The organism is Bradyrhizobium sp. Arg237L (assembly GCF_029990105.1).
Lineage (GTDB): Bacteria > Pseudomonadota > Alphaproteobacteria > Rhizobiales > Xanthobacteraceae > Bradyrhizobium.
The window spans coordinates 21006-42034 of the sequence record NZ_JAQMIL010000086.1 but is presented as its reverse complement, the minus strand read 5'-3'; the positions used below and the strand labels follow the sequence as shown (position 1 = coordinate 42034).

21 protein-coding genes are annotated in these 21029 nt (G+C 64.1%); 9 read left to right on the top strand and 12 right to left on the bottom strand.

What is annotated here, in order from left to right; translation table 11 throughout:
• Window positions 1-142 precede the first annotated feature (142 nt).
• Together OZ411_RS36695 and OZ411_RS36690 are read right to left on the bottom strand one after the other, a co-directional pair.
• Complete coding sequence (locus OZ411_RS36695) at window positions 143-1444, bottom strand: RsmB/NOP family class I SAM-dependent RNA methyltransferase (protein ID WP_282531860.1); 1302 nt, start codon at window positions 1442-1444, stop codon at window positions 143-145.
• Window positions 1445-1453: 9 nt separating this feature from the next.
• Window positions 1454-1831, bottom strand: coding sequence for an MAPEG family protein (locus tag OZ411_RS36690; RefSeq protein WP_130584324.1), 378 nt, complete (start codon window positions 1829-1831; stop codon window positions 1454-1456).
• A gap of 124 nt (window positions 1832-1955) precedes the next feature.
• Here OZ411_RS36690 and OZ411_RS36685 point away from each other — a divergent pair, with 124 nt between their 5' ends.
• Together OZ411_RS36685 and OZ411_RS43445 are read left to right on the top strand one after the other, a co-directional pair.
• Window positions 1956-2795 carry a metallophosphoesterase gene (locus tag OZ411_RS36685; protein ID WP_282531859.1) on the top strand — a complete coding sequence of 280 codons (840 nt, stop codon included), beginning with the start codon at window positions 1956-1958 and terminating at the stop codon, window positions 2793-2795.
• A 43-nt stretch (window positions 2796-2838) separates the two neighbouring features.
• Complete coding sequence (locus OZ411_RS43445; RefSeq protein WP_165421179.1) at window positions 2839-3081, top strand: hypothetical protein; 243 nt, start codon at window positions 2839-2841, stop codon at window positions 3079-3081.
• A gap of 193 nt (window positions 3082-3274) precedes the next feature.
• Here the strand turns inward: OZ411_RS43445 and OZ411_RS36675 are convergent, their stop codons facing one another.
• The 5 genes from OZ411_RS36675 to OZ411_RS36655 form a co-directional block, all read right to left on the bottom strand.
• The gene (locus tag OZ411_RS36675; protein WP_207234490.1) at window positions 3275-3535 is read right to left on the bottom strand and encodes a hypothetical protein; all 261 of its coding nucleotides are present in this window, start codon (window positions 3533-3535) and stop codon (window positions 3275-3277) included.
• Window positions 3536-3782: 247 nt separating this feature from the next.
• Window positions 3783-4805 carry an NADP-dependent oxidoreductase gene (locus OZ411_RS36670; RefSeq protein ID WP_165421178.1) on the bottom strand — a complete coding sequence of 341 codons (1023 nt, stop codon included), beginning with the start codon at window positions 4803-4805 and terminating at the stop codon, window positions 3783-3785.
• Between the two features lie 114 nt (window positions 4806-4919).
• Complete coding sequence (gene guaB / locus OZ411_RS36665) at window positions 4920-6416, bottom strand: IMP dehydrogenase (protein WP_282531858.1); 1497 nt, start codon at window positions 6414-6416, stop codon at window positions 4920-4922.
• Between the two features lie 298 nt (window positions 6417-6714).
• Window positions 6715-7125, bottom strand: a complete 411-nt coding sequence (locus OZ411_RS36660; RefSeq protein ID WP_282531857.1) for a helix-turn-helix transcriptional regulator — start codon at window positions 7123-7125, stop codon at window positions 6715-6717.
• 9 nt (window positions 7126-7134) lie between these two features.
• Window positions 7135-7260 carry a hypothetical protein gene (locus tag OZ411_RS36655; RefSeq protein ID WP_282531856.1) on the bottom strand — a complete coding sequence of 42 codons (126 nt, stop codon included), beginning with the start codon at window positions 7258-7260 and terminating at the stop codon, window positions 7135-7137.
• Window positions 7261-7563: 303 nt separating this feature from the next.
• Between OZ411_RS36655 and OZ411_RS36650 the strand changes: the two genes are divergently transcribed.
• The 3 genes from OZ411_RS36650 (at window position 7564) to OZ411_RS36640 (ending at window position 11299) form a co-directional block, all read left to right on the top strand.
• Window positions 7564-9039, top strand: coding sequence for an MFS transporter (locus OZ411_RS36650; RefSeq protein WP_282531855.1), 1476 nt, complete (start codon window positions 7564-7566; stop codon window positions 9037-9039).
• Between the two features lie 93 nt (window positions 9040-9132).
• Window positions 9133-9408 carry a FeoA family protein gene (locus OZ411_RS36645; RefSeq protein WP_130226273.1) on the top strand — a complete coding sequence of 92 codons (276 nt, stop codon included), beginning with the start codon at window positions 9133-9135 and terminating at the stop codon, window positions 9406-9408.
• A 19-nt stretch (window positions 9409-9427) separates the two neighbouring features.
• Window positions 9428-11299: a ferrous iron transporter B gene (locus OZ411_RS36640; protein ID WP_282531854.1), complete on the top strand. Its 1872-nt coding sequence runs from the start codon at window positions 9428-9430 to the stop codon at window positions 11297-11299.
• Between the two features lie 9 nt (window positions 11300-11308).
• Here OZ411_RS36640 and OZ411_RS36635 read toward each other — a convergent pair whose 3' ends face one another.
• Window positions 11309-12616 carry an ATP-binding protein gene (locus OZ411_RS36635; RefSeq protein ID WP_282531853.1) on the bottom strand — a complete coding sequence of 436 codons (1308 nt, stop codon included), beginning with the start codon at window positions 12614-12616 and terminating at the stop codon, window positions 11309-11311.
• Window positions 12610-13275 carry a response regulator transcription factor gene (locus tag OZ411_RS36630; protein ID WP_282531852.1) on the bottom strand — a complete coding sequence of 222 codons (666 nt, stop codon included), beginning with the start codon at window positions 13273-13275 and terminating at the stop codon, window positions 12610-12612. Before OZ411_RS36630 ends, OZ411_RS36635 begins: the two co-directional genes overlap by 7 nt.
• Window positions 13276-13618: 343 nt before the next feature.
• On the opposite strand from OZ411_RS36630, the gene OZ411_RS36625 reads away from it, so the two are divergent.
• The 3 genes from OZ411_RS36625 to OZ411_RS36615 are packed head-to-tail and all read left to right on the top strand — an operon-like array spanning window position 13619 to window position 15625.
• Window positions 13619-14374, top strand: coding sequence for a hypothetical protein (locus OZ411_RS36625; protein WP_282531851.1), 756 nt, complete (start codon window positions 13619-13621; stop codon window positions 14372-14374).
• Window positions 14364-14813, top strand: a complete 450-nt coding sequence (locus tag OZ411_RS36620; RefSeq protein ID WP_245476320.1) for a hypothetical protein — start codon at window positions 14364-14366, stop codon at window positions 14811-14813. The genes OZ411_RS36625 and OZ411_RS36620 overlap by 11 nt, the downstream gene beginning before the upstream one ends.
• Before the next feature lie 44 nt (window positions 14814-14857).
• Window positions 14858-15625 carry a hypothetical protein gene (locus OZ411_RS36615; protein WP_130579723.1) on the top strand — a complete coding sequence of 256 codons (768 nt, stop codon included), beginning with the start codon at window positions 14858-14860 and terminating at the stop codon, window positions 15623-15625.
• Between the two features lie 9 nt (window positions 15626-15634).
• Here the strand turns inward: OZ411_RS36615 and OZ411_RS36610 are convergent, their stop codons facing one another.
• Both OZ411_RS36610 and OZ411_RS36605 read right to left on the bottom strand, forming a co-directional pair.
• Window positions 15635-16336: an RlmE family RNA methyltransferase gene (locus OZ411_RS36610; RefSeq protein ID WP_282531850.1), complete on the bottom strand. Its 702-nt coding sequence runs from the start codon at window positions 16334-16336 to the stop codon at window positions 15635-15637.
• Window positions 16337-16449: 113 nt separating this feature from the next.
• Window positions 16450-17505 carry a Ppx/GppA phosphatase family protein gene (locus OZ411_RS36605; RefSeq protein WP_282531849.1) on the bottom strand — a complete coding sequence of 352 codons (1056 nt, stop codon included), beginning with the start codon at window positions 17503-17505 and terminating at the stop codon, window positions 16450-16452.
• 196 nt (window positions 17506-17701) lie between these two features.
• Between OZ411_RS36605 and OZ411_RS36600 the strand changes: the two genes are divergently transcribed.
• Window positions 17702-20077, top strand: coding sequence for a xanthine dehydrogenase family protein molybdopterin-binding subunit (locus tag OZ411_RS36600; RefSeq protein WP_282531848.1), 2376 nt, complete (start codon window positions 17702-17704; stop codon window positions 20075-20077).
• Between the two features lie 148 nt (window positions 20078-20225).
• On the opposite strand, the gene OZ411_RS36595 is transcribed toward OZ411_RS36600, so the two are convergent.
• Window positions 20226-21023, bottom strand: a complete 798-nt coding sequence (locus tag OZ411_RS36595) for a hypothetical protein (RefSeq protein WP_282531847.1) — start codon at window positions 21021-21023, stop codon at window positions 20226-20228.
• Window positions 21024-21029: the final 6 nt, after the last annotated feature.

Sequence of the window (21029 nt, the reverse complement as noted above, 5' to 3'; positions counted from 1 at the left end):
CGCAAAAACCCAACCCAACCCTGTTCGTTGAGAGCCTTGACTCACAAAGCCCCATATGAGGGTGGGCAAAGCGGAGCGTGCCCACCTTTCTTGCACCGCCCGTGGATGGTGGGCACGCTGCGCTTTGCCCACCCTTACGCACCTACCCCGTTCGCTTCAGGATCGAGACGAAGAAGCCATCGGTTCCGGTGCGGCGGGGGGTCATCAGCCAGCCTTCCGGCGACGGCAGGGCCGCGGCGGCGAAGGCTTCCGCCTTGTCCCAGAGGATGCTGGCGGTCTGTTCGGGTGGGATGATCGAGAATTCGCCATGGCGGGCGAGGAAGGCTCCGACCTGCTCGCCGTTCTCGGCCGGCAGCACCGAGCAGGTGATGTAGGCGATGCGCCCGCCCGGCTTCACCAGGGGCGCCGCGCGCGCGAGCACCTCGGCCTGGTCCTTCAGCCGCACCTCGAGCGCGCCCGGGCGCATCCGCCATTTGGCGTCCGGGTTGCGGCGCCAGGTGCCGGTGCCTGTGCAGGGCGCGTCGATGACGACGAGATCGGCGGAGCCCTTGATGTCCGAGAGCGGATCGCTGTCGCCCTTGGGCGTGCGGACGTCGCAATTGTGCACGCCGGCGCGCGACAGGCGCTCGTGGATCGGCGCGAGCTGGCGCTTGTCGCGGTCGGTCGCGATCAGCCGGCCCTTGCCCTGCATCATCGCGGCGAGCGCCAGCGTCTTGCCGCCGGCGCCGGCGCAGAGATCGATCACCTGCTCGCCGGGCTTTGCGGCCGAGAACAGCGCGGCGAGCTGCGAGCCTTCGTCCTGCACTTCGATGCCGCCCTTGACGAAATCCTCCTCGGCATGGATGCCGACATTGCGGGCGTCGGCGCCGAGCTCGATCCGCAGACCAAGCGGCGACCACGGCGTTTCCTTGGCGCCGAGATGCTTCAGCCGCGGCAGCATCTTGTCGCGGCTCGTCTTCAGCGTGTTGACGCGCAGATCAAGCGGCGCGCGGCTCGCCATCGCGGTCGCTTCCGGCACGCGGTCATCGCCGAACACCTTTGCGAGGTACGGATCGAGCCATTCCGGATAATCGCCGGCGATATGTGCCGGCGCGCCCTGCAGCGAGCGCGAGGTCAGCGCTGAGCGCTCCGCATCAGTGAGCGGCGATGGGGCGAAGCGGCCGCCGTCGCAGAGTGCGGCGATGGCGTCGACGTCCATGCCGCGCTCGAGATGGAGCATGCCGAGCACGCGCGCGCGGGCACTGTCGTCATCCATCAGGTAGGCGCTGGAGGATTGCCGGCGCAGCACGTCCCAGATCAGGCCAGAGATCGCGGCACGATCGCCGGAGCCGGCATAGCGGTGCGCGGTGCCCCACTCCTTCAAGGCTTTCGCCGCCGGCACGCGCTGCGCGTCGATGGTGTCGATCAATTCGATGGCGGCGGAGAGACGCGCAGCGGGGGTCATCAGGAACTTTCAGATCAGGAGCAGGAGTTTCAGAGCGAAATAGAGCCACATCGCAAACAGCACCAGCGCGCTTGCGAGCCAGGCCGTCGAGCGGGGTGCGGAATCGTTTGAGGTGACGAAGATGCCGACATGGGCAAAGCGCGTCACCACGAACACCCAGGACAGCATCACGATGACGAGATCGGCACGGCGCAGCGGCAGCGCAAGTGCGATCAGGAGATAGAATAACACAGGCAATTCGAACTGGTCGCGGTAGCAATCGGCAAGCTGCGTTGCGCGGTTGGGGCCGCCAGTGTCTCCGCGCCGCGTTCGCATCATGCCGAGCAGCAGCGCGAAGGTGAGGCCGACCAGCACGAAGACCGGCAGCAGAACCATTTGAACCGACATGGGATTCATACCCCGTTTAAAACGCAAGCGATAGCTGATGGCGAACGCTTCCGCTACTGACAACGTGACACCGTCATCATTCCGACTTCGGCCCGATCTAACATCGTTCCAAAAGGAATTCCGCATGTCCGAATTTCGCCTGACCCAGATTTCCGACACCCACCTCGCCCGCATCCGGCCGACGCTGATCGCGAATTTTGAGGCGGTCGCCGAGCATGTCGACGCGACGCGGCCCGACCTCGTGCTCAACAGCGGGGACGTCGCCTTCGACGGGCCGAACAGCCGCGCCGATCTCGAATTTGCCAAGTCGCTGCATGCGGCGCTGCCGGTCGATTGCCGCTATCTGCCGGGCAATCACGACATCGGCGACAACCCGACCGCGGTCGGCACGCCGCCGACAGAGCCGGCAACGGAGGAGAATTGCGATGCGTTCCGCGCCATCGTCGGCGAGGATCGCTGGTGCTTCGAGGCCGCCGGCTGGCGCTTCATCGGGCTCAATTCGCTGATCATGAATACCGGGCTCGATAGCGAGGCCGAGCAGTTCGACTGGCTCGCTTCACAGCTTGGCAACGTCAACGGCAACCCGGTTGCGCTGTTCCTGCACAAGCCGCTGTTCCTGAATCTGCCTGATGATGCCGAGCTTGCGGAAACCGCGATCCGCTATGTCCCGCAGCCGGCGCGGTGCCGCCTGATCGAGATGTTCGGCGCGGTCGACTGGCGCCTGGTCGGCAGCGGCCATGTGCATCAGCGGCGCGATTTCACCCATCGGGGCGTCCGCCATGTCTGGGCGCCGTCCGTCGGCTTCATGATTCCCGACCACATGCAGGACGTGATCGGGATCAAGGAAACCGGGATTGTCGAGTACCGCTTCCGGCCCGACAGTTTCGAGGTCCGCCACGTCAGGGCGAAAGGCCAGGTCGATATCAGCCTCGACGCGCTGCTCGCAGAGATGGCGGCGGATTAGGCCGACGCGTCAAGTCTGCGCCGTATCCCTCTGATCCTGGTGAATGATTGTCCTTCAGATCCTGCTGGATCACCGTCAGCAGTGCCTGCAGGGATTCCGCGTTGGGGCGCGGCGCCGGCGGCGGCAGCAGCGGCCCTATTCCGAACGGTTCTGGCTCGGCTTCGGCCTCGACGAATTTGCCATGCAAAACATCAGCGCGGCGGCTGATGACCCACATGGCCACCACATAGCCGACCGCCAGCAAAATGACACAGAAAACACCGATTTCAAACATAGCTACACCTGAAAATAATGTGATGATTCAATGTGTTGCATGCACAGTCAAGCAAACGTGGACCGCGCAGGAATCATTTGGTTAACGCTGTGATCTTTCGGGTACGGTGGCCCTGCCCAAGGCCTGCGATGTCGCTACCGGCGGCATGAAAAAGCCCGCCGCGGTGGCCGCGGCGGACTGGTGTTGCTGCCAAATTTCCCGGAGGTCAGTAGCCGTAGTATGCCCCCGCGTAAGGCGAGCCGTAGTAGGACGGCGGCGGGGAATTATCCCAGGGCGCGGTGGCGAATGCGCCGACGCGCGGCCCCGGATAGTAGGCCGGCCCGCTGCGGTAATACGGGGCGGCCGGGGCGGCCATGTCGGGGTCCACCATGGCGGGCCGCTGCACGTAGCGCTCGCGGGCGGCCACAGGATTTGCCAACGTCGCTACCCCGATCAGTGCTGCCGATAGGACTGCCAGTCTTCTCATTAGCTGCTCCATTGCGATGCGAGGAACCGATGATGTTCGGCTTCCCGGCACCTTGGCCTGCTGGTTGTGCATGACCCTCGCGCGGGAACGCTTCGCGCTTATGGCGAGCGAAACGTTCCCGGTTCTGTCGGATCATGCTCGGCACCAACAGCCGCAAGCAGCAGTGCGTTCCTGATTTCCCTTCACCGATGCGCGAGGTCGGCGCCGTACGACCAATGGATCGCAGTGCTCGCTGAGCTGTGATGGGTCACGCCTTGTCCGGCCCGACGCGCACAAGCTGCTTGCCGAAATTGGCGCCCTTCAGCAGCCCCATGAAGGCGTCCGGCGCGCTCTCGAGGCCGTCGGTGACGAACTCCTTGTACTTGACCTTGCCCTCGCGCACCCACTGCGACATGTCGCGCAGGAAATCGCCGTGACGGGCGGCGAAATCGCTGACGATGAAACCGCGGAACGTCAGGCGCTTGGTCAGGATCGCGCGCATCATCGCGCCGGCCCATTTCGGCGGCTTGCTCTCGGTATCGTTGTAGTGCGCGATCAAGCCGCAGACCGGCACGCGCGCGAACGGGTTCAGCAGCGGGAACACCGCGTCGAACACGGCGCCGCCGACATTCTCGAAATAGACGTCGATGCCCTTCGGACAAGCTTCCTTCAACTTGGCCGCGAGGTCGGGATCGCGATGATCGAGGCAATCGTCGAAGCCAAGCTCGTTCTTCACGAAGTCGCATTTGTCCTTGCCGCCGGCAATGCCGACTGCGCGGGCACCCTTGATCCTTGCGATCTGCCCGACCGCGGAACCGACCGCGCCTGACGCCGCAGCCACGACCACAGTCTCGCCTGCTTGCGGCTTGCCGATGTCGAGCAGCCCCGTATAGGCGGTCATGCCGGGCATGCCGAGCACGCCGATCGCGGTCGAGATCGGCGCAAGCTTTGGATCGATCTTGGACAGGCCCTTGCCGTCGGAGAGCGCGTGCGTCTGCCAGCCGGCGCGCGACAGCACGATGTCGCCCTTGGCAAAGGCTGGGTTGTTGGAAGCGACCACTTCGCTCACCGTGCCGGCTTCCATCACGCCGCCGACCGGCACCGGCTGCGCATAGGACGGGCCATCGCTCATGCGCCCGCGCATATAGGGATCGAGCGACAGCCAGATCGTGCGCAAGAGGACCTGGCCCGCGCCCGGCTCCGGCACGGCATATTCCTCGAGGCGGAAGTCGGATGGTTTGGGTTCGCCAACGGGACGCGAGGCGAGAACGATGCGCTTGCCCTGGGGCATGATGTTTCCTCCGATTGTTTGCTTCGCGTCACCGTAGCGAAGCAGCCAATCAATCGGAAGCGTCATTCGGGGACGATACGACGCATGAAGCCCGGAATAACAGAGAGACGGAGCTTACGCCCCGCCCGGATAGTTCGGGGATTCGCGGGTGATGGTGACGTCGTGGACGTGGCTCTCGCGCAAGCCAGCACCGGTGATCCGAATGAACTCCGCTTTGTTGTGGAATTCGGCGATGTTCCTGGCGCCGACATAGCCCATTGCGGCGCGCAGGCCGCCGGCAAGCTGGTGCATCACATTGGCGACCGGGCCCTTGTAGGGCACCTGCCCTTCGATGCCTTCAGGCACGAGCTTGAGCGTATCCTTGATGTCCTGCTGGAAATAACGGTCGGCCGAGCCGCGCGCCATCGCGCCGACCGAGCCCATGCCGCGATAGGCCTTGTAGGAGCGGCCCTGCCACAAGAAGACTTCGCCGGGCGTCTCATCGGTGCCGGCGAGCAGCGAGCCGACCATCGCGATGTCGGCGCCGGCCGCAAGCGCCTTGGCGAGGTCGCCGGAATATTTGATGCCGCCATCGGCGATGACGGGCACATTGGCCTTCTTCGCCGCTTCGACCGCATCCATGATCGCCGTGAGCTGCGGCACGCCGACGCCGGCGACGATGCGGGTGGTGCAGATCGAGCCCGGGCCGATGCCGACCTTGATTGAATCCGCGCCGGCATCGATCAGCGCCTGCGCGCCGTCTTTGGTTGCGATATTGCCGGCGATCACCTGCACCGCGTTGGAGAGCCGCTTGATACGGTTGACGGCTTCCAGCACGCGCGAGGAATGGCCGTGCGCGGTATCCACGACAATGAGATCGACGCCGGCGTCGATCAGGCGCTCGGTGCGCTCGAAACCGCCCTCGCCGACCGTGGTCGCCGCGGCCACGCGCAGGCGGCCCTGTGCGTCCTTTGCGGCCAGCGGATGCGCCACCGCCTTTTCGATGTCCTTCACGGTGATCAGGCCGACGCAGCGATATTGATCGTCGACGACCAAGAGCTTCTCGATGCGATGCTTGTGCAGCATCCGCTTGGCTTCGTCCTGGCTGACGCCCTCGCGCACCGTCACGAGGTTTTCGTGCGTCATCAATTCCGAGACCTTCTGCCTGGGATCGGTGGCAAAGCGCACGTCGCGGTTGGTGAGGATGCCGACCAGCTTGCCCGGGACATTTTTGGCCGCGCCGGTGACCACGGGAATGCCTGATATGCCGTGGTCCTTCATCAGCGTCAGCGCATCCGCGAGCGTGGCGTCGGGACCGATGGTGAGCGGGTTGACCACCATGCCGGATTCGAACTTCTTCACCTGCCGCACCTGCGCGGCCTGGCCCTCGGCGTCGAAATTGCGATGGATGACGCCAATGCCGCCGGACTGCGCCATCGCGATCGCCATGCGCGCTTCGGTGACGGTGTCCATCGCGGAAGCGATGATCGGGATATTGAGCGGGATGGCGCGGGTGACGTAAGAGCGGATGTCGACTTCCGAGGGAAGCACGTCCGAGAGGCCCGGCTTCAGCAGCACGTCGTCAAACGTGAAGGCCTCGCGGATCGCGGGGGATGCCTGTACCGTCGCCATTGCCAACTCCTTTCGGCGGCGATCCGCCGCGATAACGTAAAAGGATGAGCGCCGCCTCCCGGCGCTGCCTGCTGCATCGCCGTCGAATCGGAGCCCATCGGTGGGGTTGACGGTGGTCGATAGCATGGCGACATGACGAATCAAAGTGTTTGCCAGCCATGCACAGGCTTTTTCAGCGCCCGCCGGCAACCGCGCCGCCGATCGCCTTCGGCCTGAATGGCCGCGTCAGGCTGGGATTTAGGTGGTTTTCCGCCGGGAACAATAGCCGGATCCGGTCGTGGCGACCGAGCCCGCTGCCCTAGTCGATCAACAGGTCGACCGGTACAGCCAACGCGCGAGCGAATTTCTTCTGCAGTTCGGCCGGGCCCTTGCGGCGCCCCGTCTCGATCTCGGACAGGTAGTTCTGGCTGATCCCGACCGCGACAGCCAGTTCGCCCTGAATCATGCCACGCCACTCACGGATGACGCGCACTGCATTATCGCCGTTCGCCAGACGATCGGCGACGGCCTTCGGCAGCACGACCTCGCGCCCCTCCTTCAGGGCACGCATGGAATTACGGACAATCCGGCTCGTGCCGGCATCCTCTTGCGCCTCGGCGGCCAAGGCGACCAGTCGATCATATTCGTTGCGCGGCAGCACGGCGAGATCGTCACCGCCGGGGGTACGGATAAACTGGACATTGCTCTTTGCTGTGCCGGCTTTTGCCATGGCATCCTCTCAATCATAGATCTCGCGGCGGTGGCCTACGGCGTGAACCGTGATGGTATTGCCCGTCATCGTGAACAGGACGCGCCAGTCACCCGAACGCAATCGCATGCCTGATACGCCCTTGAGCGCTTTCACGTCACCAGCGCCGGTTTCTGCGAATGTCTTTAGCTTGAGATCGATCTGGCCGCGTGTCGCAGCGCTGAGTTTGCGCCATTAGCGGACGGCAGCAGAGGTGAATTCGATCTCTTTCACTGGCAATTATCGCACAACGCGATTCGTTCGACAAGATACCTTCGCATAGTGCGATATAGTGCGCACGGCGGGAACTGAAGGTTACACAGGATTTAGCTTTCGCGGGCACTCCGCAATAGCCTCGCACGCAACGCGGTGCTAAGCCGCACGGCATCCCGCCCCTGACTCGCCTGTTCTCCGATACCGATGGACAAGCAACGCCTGATCCCGCTGATCGTCGCGACCGCCCTGTTCATGGAGAACATGGATTCGACGGTTATTGCGACCTCGCTGCCGGCGATTGCGGCCGATATTGGCACCAGTCCGTTGACGCTGAAGCTCGCGATCACCTCGTACCTGCTCTCGCTTGCGGTCTTCATTCCGGCGAGCGGCTGGACCGCAGACCGGTTCGGCGCGCGGATGGTGTTTGCGGGGGCGGTCGGTGTGTTCATGCTGGGATCGATCGGCTGCGCGCTGTCGTCCTCGGTCACCGACTTCGTGTTCGCGCGCATCCTGCAGGGCCTCGGCGGGGCGATGATGACACCGGTCGGGCGGCTGGTGCTATTGCGCTCAGTCGACAAGAGCGCGCTGGTCAACGCGATGGCGTGGGTGACGGTGCCGGCGCTGATCGGCCCCGTCATCGGGCCGCCGCTCGGCGGCTTCATCACCACCTATTTCTCCTGGCACTGGATCTTCCTGATCAACATTCCGATCGGGTTCCTCGGCATCTTCATGGCGCTGAAATACATCGATCCGATCAAGAGCGAGAACCCGGAGCCGTTCGACCTCTACGGCCTCGTGCTCGCCGGCATCGGCCTTGCCGGTATCGCCTTCGGGCTTTCGGTCGCCGGCCTCAACCTTTTGCCATGGACGGTTGTCGCCTCGCTGATCGCGGTCGGCTCGATCTCGATGACGCTCTACGTCATCCACGCACGACGGACCGGATCGCCGGTGCTGGATTTCTCCCTGCTGAACCTGTCGACGCTGCGCGCCAGCATCATCGGCGGCTTCATGTTCCGCCTCGGCGTCGGCGCTCTGCCGTTCCTGCTGCCGTTGCTGATGCAGGTCGGCTTCGGGCTGTCGCCGTTCCAGTCCGGCCTCGTCACCTTCGCGTCCGCCGTCGGCGCCATGGGCATGAAGACGCTTGCCGCACGCATCATCCGCAGCTTCGGCTTCCGCAACCTGATGACGGTGAATGCTGTGGTGAGCTCGCTCTTCCTTGCCGCCTGCGCGCTGTTCACATCGACGACCCCGCTGCTCCTGATCATGATCATCCTGGTGGTCGGCGGCTTCTTCCGCTCGCTGCAGTTCACCGCCATCAACACGGTCGCCTATGCCGAGGTCGAGCCGGCGCAGATGAGCCGCGCCACAACGCTGGTCAGCGTCAACCAGCAGCTTGCGATCTCCGCCGGCGTCGCGGTCGGCGCGTTCTCGGTGGAGACGACGATGTTGCTGCACGGTGCGAGCGACTTAAGCGCGACCATGTTCGCACCAGCCTTCGTGGTGGTTGCAGTCATCTCCGCGGCATCAGCCTGGTTCTTCTGGCAGATGCCCGATGATGCCGGCCACGAGATCTCCGGCCGCAAGGCGGTCGAGATCTCCAGCCGCAAGGGCGCGGCCACCGCCGCCGTGAAGGCCGCAACCGAAGGAACGCAGGACGCGCGGGATCAGCGATTGGGATAGCACCCGCGCCACCAACTTGTAATCGTTCTAAATCCCAGCTTCGTGTTGGTCGCAGCGCTTGACCGTTTCGCGCCCGGCTGAAAAACACGTGTGATGAGCGAACAAACCGATATCCGAACATCTCAGCCGTTGGGACTGGCCAAGCGGGGATATTCGGGCGTGATCCAGCATCTGGCCGTAGCTGAGGCAGCTTCAGCGCTCGCCGGCCACGAACTCGAGAGCCGGTTGATCGAGCTCGGTTTCGTCGAGGGCGCCCGGGTCGAGGTGCTGCACGAGGGGATCGTTGGACGCGACCCGATCGCGGTCAGGGTCGAAAACGTCACGATCGCCCTGCGCCGGCGCGAGGCCATGGCGATCATCGTCGCCTGATGGAGCGAGCGGTAACGCGATGGAAGCCCCACTGCTGCATCTCGCGCTGGTTGGCACGCCCAACAGCGGCAAGACCTCGCTTTTCAATGCGCTGACCGGCAGCCGCCAGAAGGTCGCGAACTATCCGGGCGTGACCGTCGAGCGCAAGGAAGGGTTTTTCGTCACCCCCGCCGGACGGCAGGTTTCGGTGGTGGACCTGCCCGGCACCTATTCGCTGCGCGGGCGCAGCCCGGACGAGGAAATCACCCGCGACATGGTGCTCGGCCGCACCTCTGGCGAGGCCGTGCCCGACCTCATCCTCTGTGTCGCGGACGCGACCAACCTGCGGCTGACGATCCGCCTGCTGCTGGAGCTGAAGAACACCGGCCGGCCGATGATGCTGGTGCTCAACATGTTCGACATTGCGGCCCGCCGCGGTGTGAGCGTGGACGTGCCGAAATTGTCCGAGGCGCTCGGCGTGCCCGTCGTGACGTCGATCGCGGTTCGCAAAGGCGGGATCGCGGAACTGTTGCGTCGAACCGACGAGATCGCGGCGCAAGAGCAGCCACCCGTCGGGCCGAATCGATGGCAGCCCCTCACCGCCTCCGAGTTGCGCGCCACCCAGCGCGAGGCCGACCGCATCATCGCCTCCGCCGTCTCGCTACCGGCCAAGCCCGACACCTGGACCGCCCGGATCGACGCGGTGGTGCTGCATCCGGTGGCGGGACTTTTCATCCTCGCGCTGATCCTGTTCCTGATGTTCCAGGCCGTGTTCGCCTGGGCACAGCCGCTGATGGAGCTGTTGTCCTCGGCCTTCGACGCGCTCGGCCAGTTCGTGCATGACACGCTGCCGGAAGGGCTGCTGCAGAGCTTCCTGCAGAACGGCGTCATCTCCGGCGTCGGCAGCGTCATCGTGTTCCTGCCGCAGATCATCATCATCTTCCTGTTTATCCTGCTCCTGGAAGATTTCGGCTACATGGCGCGCGCGGCGTTCCTGATGGACCGCATCATGGGCGGCGCCGGCCTGCACGGCCGCGCCTTCATTCCGCTGCTGTCGAGCTTTGCGTGCGCGATCCCCGGCATCATGGCGACGCGCGTGATCGACAACCGGCGCGACCGCCTGACCACCATCCTGATCGCGCCGCTGATGACGTGTTCGGCACGAATTCCCGTGTACACGCTGATCATCTCGGCGTTCATTCCGGACCGCGATGTGTGGGGCTGGTTCAACCTGCGTGGCCTCGTCCTGTTCGGCCTCTATGCGGCTGGAATCACCAGCGCGCTCGGCGTCTCGTTCCTGGTCAAATTCTTCATGCTGCGCGATTACGCCCCTGCGCCGTTCATGCTGGAATTGCCCGACTACAAACTGCCGCGGCTGAAGAGCATCGCCATCGGCGTCTACACGCGGGCGAAGATGTTCCTGCAGCGGGCCGGCACGACGATCTTCTCGATGATGGTGCTGATCTGGTTCCTGGCATCGTTCCCGACCGCGCCGACCGGTGCCCAAGATCCCGCCATCGACTACAGCCTCGCCGCGATCATCGGCAAGGCGATCGAGCCACTGCTGGCGCCGCTCGGTTTCAACTGGCAGATCGCGGTGGCGCTGATCCCCGGCATGGCCGCCCGCGAGGTCGCGGTGGCAGCGCTTGGCACCGTCTACGCCATCGAAGGTGGCAAGGAAGCCGCCGACCAGATCGGCCATGTGCTCGCCACCAAATGGAGCCTCGCCACCGCTTTGTCGTTGCTTGTGTGGTACATCTTCGCCCCACAATGCGCCTCGACGCTCGCGGTGATCCGCCGCGAGACCGGCGGCTGGCGATGGATGGCGGTCACCTTCTTCTACATGCTCACACTGGCGTATCTGGCGAGCTTTGCGACCTACAATATCGCGGTCGCATTGGGGGCAGGCTAAACCCCAAAACTATGGGTTGCTCTTGCACGGCATCTTGATGGTCGCGCGAAGGCCCGATCGGCCGGTCCCGTTGACGTTTTCGAACGCGATCGAGCCACCGCAACGATCGATGATCCGTTTCACGATCGATAATCCAAGCCCGGATCCCTCCCCCGTCGGCCGCTCACCTCGAAAGAACGGCTCGAATATCCGGTCGAGATCGCTCGGTGGAATCCCCGGCCCGGTGTCCTCGATCTGCAGGACCGCCATCTCGCCTTCACGATAGACCCCAAGGTCGACGCTTCCGCTATCGGGCGTGAACTTGACCGCGTTTTCGACGAGATTGCGCACGGCCGAGGCAAGCGACAGCGCATCACCGCTGACCGCAACAGTCTCGGCCATCCTAAAGCCCAAATCTATGTCTCGCGCGGCGGCTTCCGGCAGAAGATCGGCGACGACTTCCTTCGCTATCTCGTCGAGAGAGACGGTCTCCCAAACCGTGGCTTGCACGGCATCCTGGCGCGCAAGTGCCAAGAGTTGCTCGAGCAGATGCTTGGTTCGCCGCATGCCGCTCTTCAACGCGTTGAGACGCTCGCGCGCCTGGGGCGGCATTTCGCGCGGATCCAGATTTTCGGCCTGAAGGCTCAGCGCCGTAATCGGCGTCCGGAGTTCGTGGGCCGCGTCTGCGATAAACCGCCGCTGTTGCTCCATCATGCCGCGCATGCGATCCAACAATCCGTTAATTGACACGAGAAACGGATGTAACTCGCTCGGCATTCCCGCCGCCTTCAATTCATGGATGTCGTCGCCCCTTCTCGCATCGAGATCATGAGCCAGCTTGACCATCGGTCGGAACGAACTTGCGATCACCAATGCTGTCACCAGCAGAAGACATGGAACCAGCGCGACAATCGGCAGCAATGTCCGCAACGCCATGTCGTCTGCGATCTCGGTGCGGATCTCCGTGCGCTGCGTCACCGCGAATCGGCTGCCGTCGGCGCGCGTGCGCAGCAACAGGCGAATCGGCTGCCCTCTATAGACGCCGTTGTGCAATCCGTCCGGCAGCGTCCAGAGATTACGGTCGTCGGCCGAGCCGCGCGGCGACGTTCCCAGTTCGATGACCGCAACCTCGGCCTCCGCGTCGACACCGTTGACGGGCTGGCTTTCCCTGACCGAAGCGTTCAGCGCGAACGTGCCGACCTGGATCAGGACCGAGTCCTGCATTTCGATGGCTTCGCTGTAGGCCCATAGATAAGCGAAGGTGCCTCCGATCACTCCCGTCAGCACGATAATCGCCGTGAGGCCGACGAACAGACGTGCGCGCAACGATTTCAGCATGTAGGACGATCCACCATCCACCCAACGCCGCGAACGTTCCTGATCGCAATGGCACCCAGCTTCTTGCGCACCGCGTGAATAAGGAATTCGACAGCATTGCTTTCGACTTCCTCGGTCCAGCCGTAGATCTGGCGCTCGAGTTCGCTGCGGGACAGGATCGCACCAGGCCGCATCAGCAGCGCCTGAACCAGAGCGAATTCGCGTGCGCTCAGTACCGCTTGCTCACCCAAGAAGGTCGCCTCGCGCGTGGCTGGATCAAGCCAAAGCCGGCCGTTGGTGAGAACCGGCGGCGTACCGCTGCCTTCGCGCCGCAGTACAGCGCGCATGCGCGCCAGCAATTCCCCGATCTCGAATGGCTTGACCAAGTAGTCGTCGGCACCAAGGTCGAGACCAGCCACGCGATCGCTCAAGGCGTCGCGCGCCGTCAGTACGATGATCGGAAGGCGCGCGCGTTCCGCGCGGACTCGTTTTAGAACATCGAGGCCATCGACGAGGGGCAGGCCAAGATCGAGCAGCGCGATATCGTAGGTCTCGCTGTGGATCGCCGCGATGGCGAGATCGCCGTTCCTGACCCAATCGACGGCGTAGGCGGCATCCTTCAGCGCCTCCAGAACGGCCGCGCCGATCATTTTGTCGTCTTCGACCAGCAGCACTCGCATGACAGTCGGCACCCGCTATGGAGCCGGCGGACCGGCATCGTTCGCGGCTGCGCCGGGAGTCTCGGCCGTCGCAATGCCAGTGGCCAGCGAGCAGGCTACGGTCCGTGAACGGGACATCATCTTTCCTCTGGTTCTCCTGTCGGGTCTGGGCCTCCCCGGGAAGCATGACAGCTCCGACTTAGCCGATACTTAGCTCTACTCCCGTTCATCCTTCGGCACGATCGCGCCCCTAAGTCGGAGCTAAGTTGGGACAGGCACGCTCCATTCGAAATTCGGCAACACCGCAAGACATCCCCGATTGGAGTTCCGCAAAGTGTCCTATCCTGAACGCACTGGCGCGCCGATGCTGAACAAGGTCCCCGGAGTCACGCTAATCTTCTGGGTGATCAAGATCATGTCAACGACAGTCGGCGAGACGGGCGCGGACTACCTTGCCGTGCATGTGGGTCTCGGGGCCACCGTAACCGGGCTCCTGATGGCTAGCTTCCTCATCGTGGCGTTGATCGCGCAGTTGCGCATGCAGCGCTACATACCCTGGATATACTGGCTGACAGTGGTGCTGGTCAGCGTCGTCGGCACCCAGATCACCGATGCATTGACGGACAGGCTGGAGATAAGCCTTTACGTCAGCACGGCGGTCTTCGCCCTCATCCTCGCCGCCATATTCGCCGTCTGGTACGCCGTGGAGCGGACGCTGTCGATCCAAACCATCGTGACCACGCGCCGCGAGCTTTTCTACTGGGCTGCGATTCTGTCCACCTTCGCGCTCGGGACAGCGGCGGGCGATCTTGCGACGGAAGCCCTGGGCCTCGGGTTCAACGTCGGCGTCGTGGCGTTCGCGGCTCTGATCGCATCGATCGCGGCGGCCTATGCCCTCGGCACCAACGCCGTGCTGACGTTCTGGCTGGCGTACATCCTGACACGTCCACTGGGCGCGTCGTTCGGAGACCTGCTGTCGCAGGCACGCGAATATGGCGGTCTCGGCTTCGGCACGATCCACACCAGCCTCGTCTTCCTCGCGGTGATCGTGGCTCTGGTTGCCTGGATTTCCTTCGAAGACGGCCGCACCCACAAGGCCGCGGCCTACCTTGGCGAATGAGATCGACCAAGGTCCGTGCCAGTTAACCATGGAGAGCATGATGAAAAGGAAGATTCTTACCCTCGCCGCCGGGCTTCTTGCGGTCGTTGCCGCTCAGTCGGTCCCCAACGCCAATGGAGGCGTGTCCTTGTGGCCACGCGCCGAAGCCGCCGCGTCGAAGCTCGGAGACCTGAGCCCGTTCCGCAGCATTGTCATCGACGTCGCCGCCCTGGTCGACGAGCGCGATTTTCCGGGCGCGAAGGCGCGGATCAAGGACCTCGAGACAAAGTGGGATGAGGTGGAGGCCGGATTGAAACCCCGGGCCGCCGCCGATTGGCACACGGTCGACAAGGCTATCGATCGCGCGCTCGAAGCCGTCCGCGAAAGCACTCCCGATGCCGCCAAATGCAAGAAGGCCCTCGCCGAGCTGCTGGCTGTGATGGATTCGATGAAGGCCTAGAAGTGCCTCCATTCGATCCCCTCAATCTCCGGAGTGAAGAGCCTATGGAATTCATCAACGAGAACGGCGGCGTCGACGACGCCGGCAAGGTGCCAGCCATTTCGTTGGGCTTTTGGATCGTCAAGATCTTGGCCACGACGCTGGGCGAAACCGGCGGCGATGCCGTGACGATGTCGATGGGTCTCGGCTATCTGGTTGGTACGGCGATTTTCGCCATCATCTTTGCCGTGGTGGTCGCCGCCCAGATCGCAGCGAAACGATTCCATCCGTTCCTGTATTGGACGGTCATCATCGCAACGACCACCGTCGGCACGACGCTGGCAGACTTCGTGGACCGGTCACTCGGGATCGGCTATCTCGGCGGCTCCTCCCTGCTCGCGGCACTGCTCGTCGCATCGCTCGCGGTCTGGCATCGAACGATGGGGTCGGTCTCGATTGCATCGATCGACAACAAGGCGGCGGAAGCCTTCTATTGGGTCACGATCCTGTTTTCGCAAACGCTCGGAACGGCGCTCGGAGACTGGATGGCCGACTCGACCGGGCTTGGCTATCGCGGCGGAGCCCTGGTCTTCGCAGCAGGCATCGCCATCGTCGCTGGCGCATACCTTTGGACCAATCTGTCCAGGACGCTTCTCTTCTGGGTCGCCTTCGTGCTGACCCGGCCTCTTGGAGCGACCGTGGGCGATTTCCTGGACAAGCCCCTCGATCACGGCGGCTTGGCTCTCAGCCGATATGCGGCTTCAGGCGCCCTCGCAGCCGCCATCGCGGCGCTGGTTTTTCTCCTGCCGCAGCGAGCGGACCAGCGAGCCTGACGCGATTCGTCATGAGCGCCCCTCGCTCTTGGTGACGCCGCCGCGGAACCCTGTCGCGAGCACGTAACGTTCGGAGGAATCCTGGCGGCTGGCGGCGGGTTTCACGTGACGCACGGTTGCGAAGTCGCGCTTCAATTGCGCCAATAGCTCCGCATCGGCGCCGCTCTGAAAGACTTTTGCCAGGAACGCGCCGCCGGGGCTGAGCACGTCGCAGGCGAAGGCCGCGGCGGTCTCGACGAGGCCGACAATGCGAAGCTGGTCGGTCTTGCGGTGCCCGGTGGTGTTGGCGGCCATGTCGGACATTACGAAGTCGGCGCGGCCGCCCATCATCGCGATCAGTTTGTCCGGCGCGTCATGGTCGAGGAAATCGAGCTGCGCGAAGGTGACGCCGGGGATCTCGCCCATTTCCAACAGGTCGATTGCGATCACCTTGCCCTTGCCGTCGACAGCGCCGACGCGCTTGACCGCGACCTGGCTCCAGCCGCCGGGCGCGGCGCCCAGGTCGACGACGGTCATGCCCGGCTTGAGCAGCCGATATTTGTCGTCGATCTCGGTCAGCTTGAAGGCCGCGCGCGAGCGGTAGCCCTGCGCCTTGGCCTTCGCGACATAGGGATCGTTGAGTTGCCGCTCCAGCCACAGCTTCGAGGACAATTTCCGCTTGCCGCCGCTCTTGACCGTGACGTGGAGCCGGCCGGTCGAATCTTTCGCCATAAAGTATCTCTGGATTATGATCCGATCAATTTGATCGGATCATAATCTCCCTCTCTTTTGTTGGAGCATGATCTTATCGGAAAACCGGTTCCCACTTTCCCGGATCATGCTCGCTACGGCACGTGCAGGCACGCCTTCAGCGCGCCGTCCTCGCGCATCATCTCGACCAGCATGCCCTCGCGCAGGCCGCGATCGGCGACCCTGAGCCGCGGCAGCGGGAATGCGTTCCTGACGGCATCGAGGATCGCGCAGCCCGCGAGCACGAGGTCGGCGCGCTCGATGCTGATGCAGCTATTGTTGATGCGCTCCTCATAGCTCATGCCGAGCAGCTTTTGAATCGTCGCGGTCACGTCGGCATCGTTCATCCAGATGCCGTCGATGCGGCGGCGATCGTAGCGCGGCAGGTTGAGGAATACGCCGGCCAGCGTCGTCACCGTGCCTGATGTGCCCAGCAGATGCATGTCGCGCAAATCCGTGCCGTGCTCGGCCGCGAACGGGGCGATATATTGCGCGACCTCGGCGACCATCCGCGCATACAACTCTTTTGTGACATCGCGACCGCCGAATTGCTCGGCAAGGCTGACCACGCCGAACGGGATCGACATCCAGGATTTGATCCGGGGCGCCGCATCCGGCCTTGCCGGATCGCGCTCGATCCGCACCAATTCGGTCGAGCCGCCGCCGATATCGAACAGGATCGCGCCGCGGCCCCTTCGGTCGAGCAGCGGCGAGCAGCCGATCACGGCCAGCGTCGCCTCGGTCTCGCGGTCGATCACCTCGAGCTTGATGCCGGTCTCCGCGGCGACGCGGGCGCGGAAACTGTCGGCATTGGCGGCGGCACGGCAGGCCTCCGTCGCTATCAGCCGCAGCCGGCGGGCCCTGCGGTACCGGATCTTGTCGCTGCAGATCGAGAGCGCGGCGATCGCGCGTTCGATCGCGGCGTCGCTGATGGAACCGGTCGCCGAAATGCCCTCGCCAAGCCGGATGATTCGCGAAAAGGAGTCGACCACGCGGAACCCGTCCCCGGTGGGACAGGCGATCAGGAGCCTGCAGTTGTTGGTGCCAAGGTCGAGCGCGGCGTAAACGCCGCTTTCGACGGCCGCCGTAGCCAACCCTGACGGGCTCTCGCGGGCCACAAGGCCGACGCAAGGCCGCGTGTCATCCTTCATCAACACTGTCTTTCCGCCGGCGCAGGCGCCCGTCGAAGAATTTCCCTTCACGGAAACTTTAGCAGCGCCAAAGGCCTACGCAACAAATCATCACACGCGACATGCCTAATCGGGCGTTGTCGCTGAACTCACCCTACGTTATCTGGTCGAAACACTGCGAAATTGCTCCAAATCGCGGCATTTCAGGTTATTTACCATGCAAGATCACACATCTCCCGCTGCCCTCGAAAACGCCATCGCACTGCAAAAATACGGTGTCGGGCAACCGGTCCGCCGCAAGGAGGACGACACGCTGGTGCGCGGCAAGGGCAAATACACCGACGATTTCTCCCTGCCCGGCCAGGCCTATTGCTGGATGGTGCGCTCCTCCCACGCCCACGGCGTCATCAAGGGGATCGACACCTCGGCGGCCCGGGCGATGCCGGGCGTGCTCGGGGTGTGGACCGGGGCCGACCTCGCGGCCGCCAGCTACAACCCCTTCACCTGTGGCATGCCGCTGAAAAGCCGGGATGGCTCCCCACTGCTGCAGACCAACCGCCTGCCGCTGCCGACCGACAAGGTCCGCTTCGTCGGCGACCCCGTCGCCTTCGTGGTGGCGGAAACGGCGGCGCAGGCGCGCGATGCGGCCGAAGCCGTCGAGCTCGATATCGAATCGCTGCCGGCGGTGACGGATGCCGCCGAGGCCGCCGAGCCCGGCGCGCCGCAGCTCTACGACCACATCCCGAACAATGTCGCGCTCGACTACCACTATGGCGACACCGACAAGATCGAGGCCGCCTTCGCCGGTGCCGCGCATGTGACCAAGCTTGACATCGTCAACACCCGCGTCGCTGTCGTCTCGATGGAGCCGCGCGTGGCGCTTGCGGCCTACGACAAGACGACCGAGCGCTATACGCTGCAGGTGCCGACGCAGGGCGTTTCCGGCAACAAGGCGACTCTAGCAAAAATCCTCAATGTGCCGCCGGAGAAGGTGCGGATCCTGACCGCCAATGTCGGCGGCTCCTTCGGGATGAAGAACCTCAACTATCCCGAATATACCTGCATCGCGCATGCGGCGAAGGAGCTCGGGCGTCCCGTGAAATGGACCGATGAGCGCTCGACCAGCTTCCTGTCGGACAGCCAGGGTCGCGCCCAGCTCATCCATGCCGAGCTCGCGCTCGATGCCGATGGCAAGTTCCTGGCGGTGCGGCTTTCCGGCTATGGCAATCTCGGCGCCTACATCACCGGCGTCGCGCCCGGGCCGCTGTCGCTCAACACCGGCAAGAATCTCGCAAGCGTCTATCGCACGCCGCTGCTCGGCGTCGACATCAAGACGGTGCTGACCAACACCACGCTGATGGGCGCCTATCGCGGCGCCGGCCGGCCCGAGGCCAATTACTATATGGAGCGGCTGATCGATAAGGCCGCCGACGAGATGGGCATCAACCGGCTCACTTTACGGAAGCGCAATTTCATCAAGCCGTCACAACTGCCCTTCCCGGCCGCGTCCGGCGTCACCTATGACAGCGGCGATTTCCAGGGTGTGTTCGAGAAGGCGCTGGAGATTTCGGACTACGAGAATTTCGGCAAGCGCAAGCGGGAGAGCAAGAAGGACGGCAAGTTGCGCGGCATCGCGGTCGGTTCCTATCTCGAGGTCACCGCGCCGCCGAGCGGCGAACTCGGCAAGATCACGTTCGATCCGGACGGATCGGTGACGCTCACCACAGGCACGCTCGACTACGGCCAGGGCCACGCGACGCCATTCGCGCAGGTGCTGTCCGACCAGCTCGGCGTGCCCTTCAACAAGATCAAGCTGGAACAGGGCGACAGCGATCTGGTGCGGTTCGGCAACGGCACCGGCGGCTCGCGCTCGATCACCGCGACCGGCCAGGCCATCGTCGAAGCTTCCGCGCTCGTCGTCGAGAAGGGCAAGAAAGCGGCCGGGCATGTGATGGAAGCCTCCGAAACCGACATCGAATTCGCCGATGGCCGCTTCACCATCGCCGGCACCGATCGCTCGATCGGCATCATGGAGCTCGCGCAGCGGATGCGCGAGGGCCAGATTGCCGAGGGCGGGCCTGATACGCTTGACGTCGACCACGCCACCAAGGAGACGCCGTCGACCTTCCCCAATGGCTGCCATGTCGCGGAGGTCGAGATCGACCCGGACACCGGCGTGATCAGGATCGTGCGCTACACCGGCGTCAACGATTTCGGCACCATCGTCAATCCGATGATCGTCGCGGGCCAGTTGCACGGCGGCGTCGCGCAGGGCATCGGCCAGGCGCTGATGGAAGAGGTCAACTACGATGCCTCCGGCCAGCCGATCACCGGCTCGTTCATGGACTATGCGCTGCCGCGCGCCGAGGACATTCCGCCCATGGCAGTCGGCGATCACCCCTCGCCGGCAAAGTCGAATCCGCTCGGCACCAAAGGCTGCGGCGAAGCGGGATGCGCCGGCAGCCTCGCGACGGTGGTGAATGCGGTGGTCGATGCGCTGTCGGAATACGGCATCAAGCACATCAACATGCCGTTGACGCCGGAAAAAGTGTGGCGCGCGATCCAGGACGCGAAGAAGGCGGAGGCGGCGTAGGCCGCCTGCCGAGGAGAGGCGAAGGGAGCTCGTAGCCCGGGTGGAGCGCAGCGCAACCCGGGACTTCTGCATCAGCGTTGGCGAGCGGCCCCGGGTTACGCTGCGCTCCACCCGGGCTACGGATCTCCCGTAGAGAGAGGCGAAGAGGCTACGCCGCGGCTTGCTCGCGTGGCTGGTAGATCGCGATGTGCCAGCAATGCGCGAGCGGCGTGGTGCCGTTGGCGACCACGATCGCGTTGAGTTCGACGAAGCGGTGGCCCTTCTTGTCGTAATTGGCGGTGACGCGCGCGCGGGCCGTCAGCTCGTCGCCGGTCTTCGCGGCCGAGAGGAGCTGCATCCGGCTGCCGACGTGAATCCAGGGGCCGAGGATGGCGTTGTCGACGAGCAACTTGTTCATCACTTTCTGCAGCATGCCGGGATGGCCGAGATTTTCGCGCGTGTAGATCGTGTCCGTCTCCCTGATATCGGCGAGATATCCCGTCGCGGCGTCCCCGGCCCAGACGTACGGGCGGGTGCCGAGCCATTTGCCGACTTCGTAGGATGATGCGTTTACCGGCTTGCGCTCGGCGACCGCGGGGACCTCGGTGTAATCCTTGATCGAAACAGCGGGCGCCGCAGTCGGTAGCGACGCGCTGCCGGTGGCGCAAAGCTGTCCGCGGCTGAACACCTCGATCGCCAGCGCGCCGTCGCGCTGCTCGCCCCTCACCTCGGCCTGTTCGCCGTCATAGACCGGCTTAACGAAACGCGCGTCAATCAAGCCGCGCTCGAGGAAATCGCGGCCCCATTTCGCAACCGGCAGGTGCATCATATAGGCCATCACGTCGACGCCGGGGACCAGCCCGCCCGAGAAGCCGTACCGCCGCGCTACCGTGTCGTCATGGATCTTGTTCTCGGACTCTTTCGAGGTGTTATAGGCCGAGACGCGGTGGGTTTGAGGATTGCTCATGGGGTT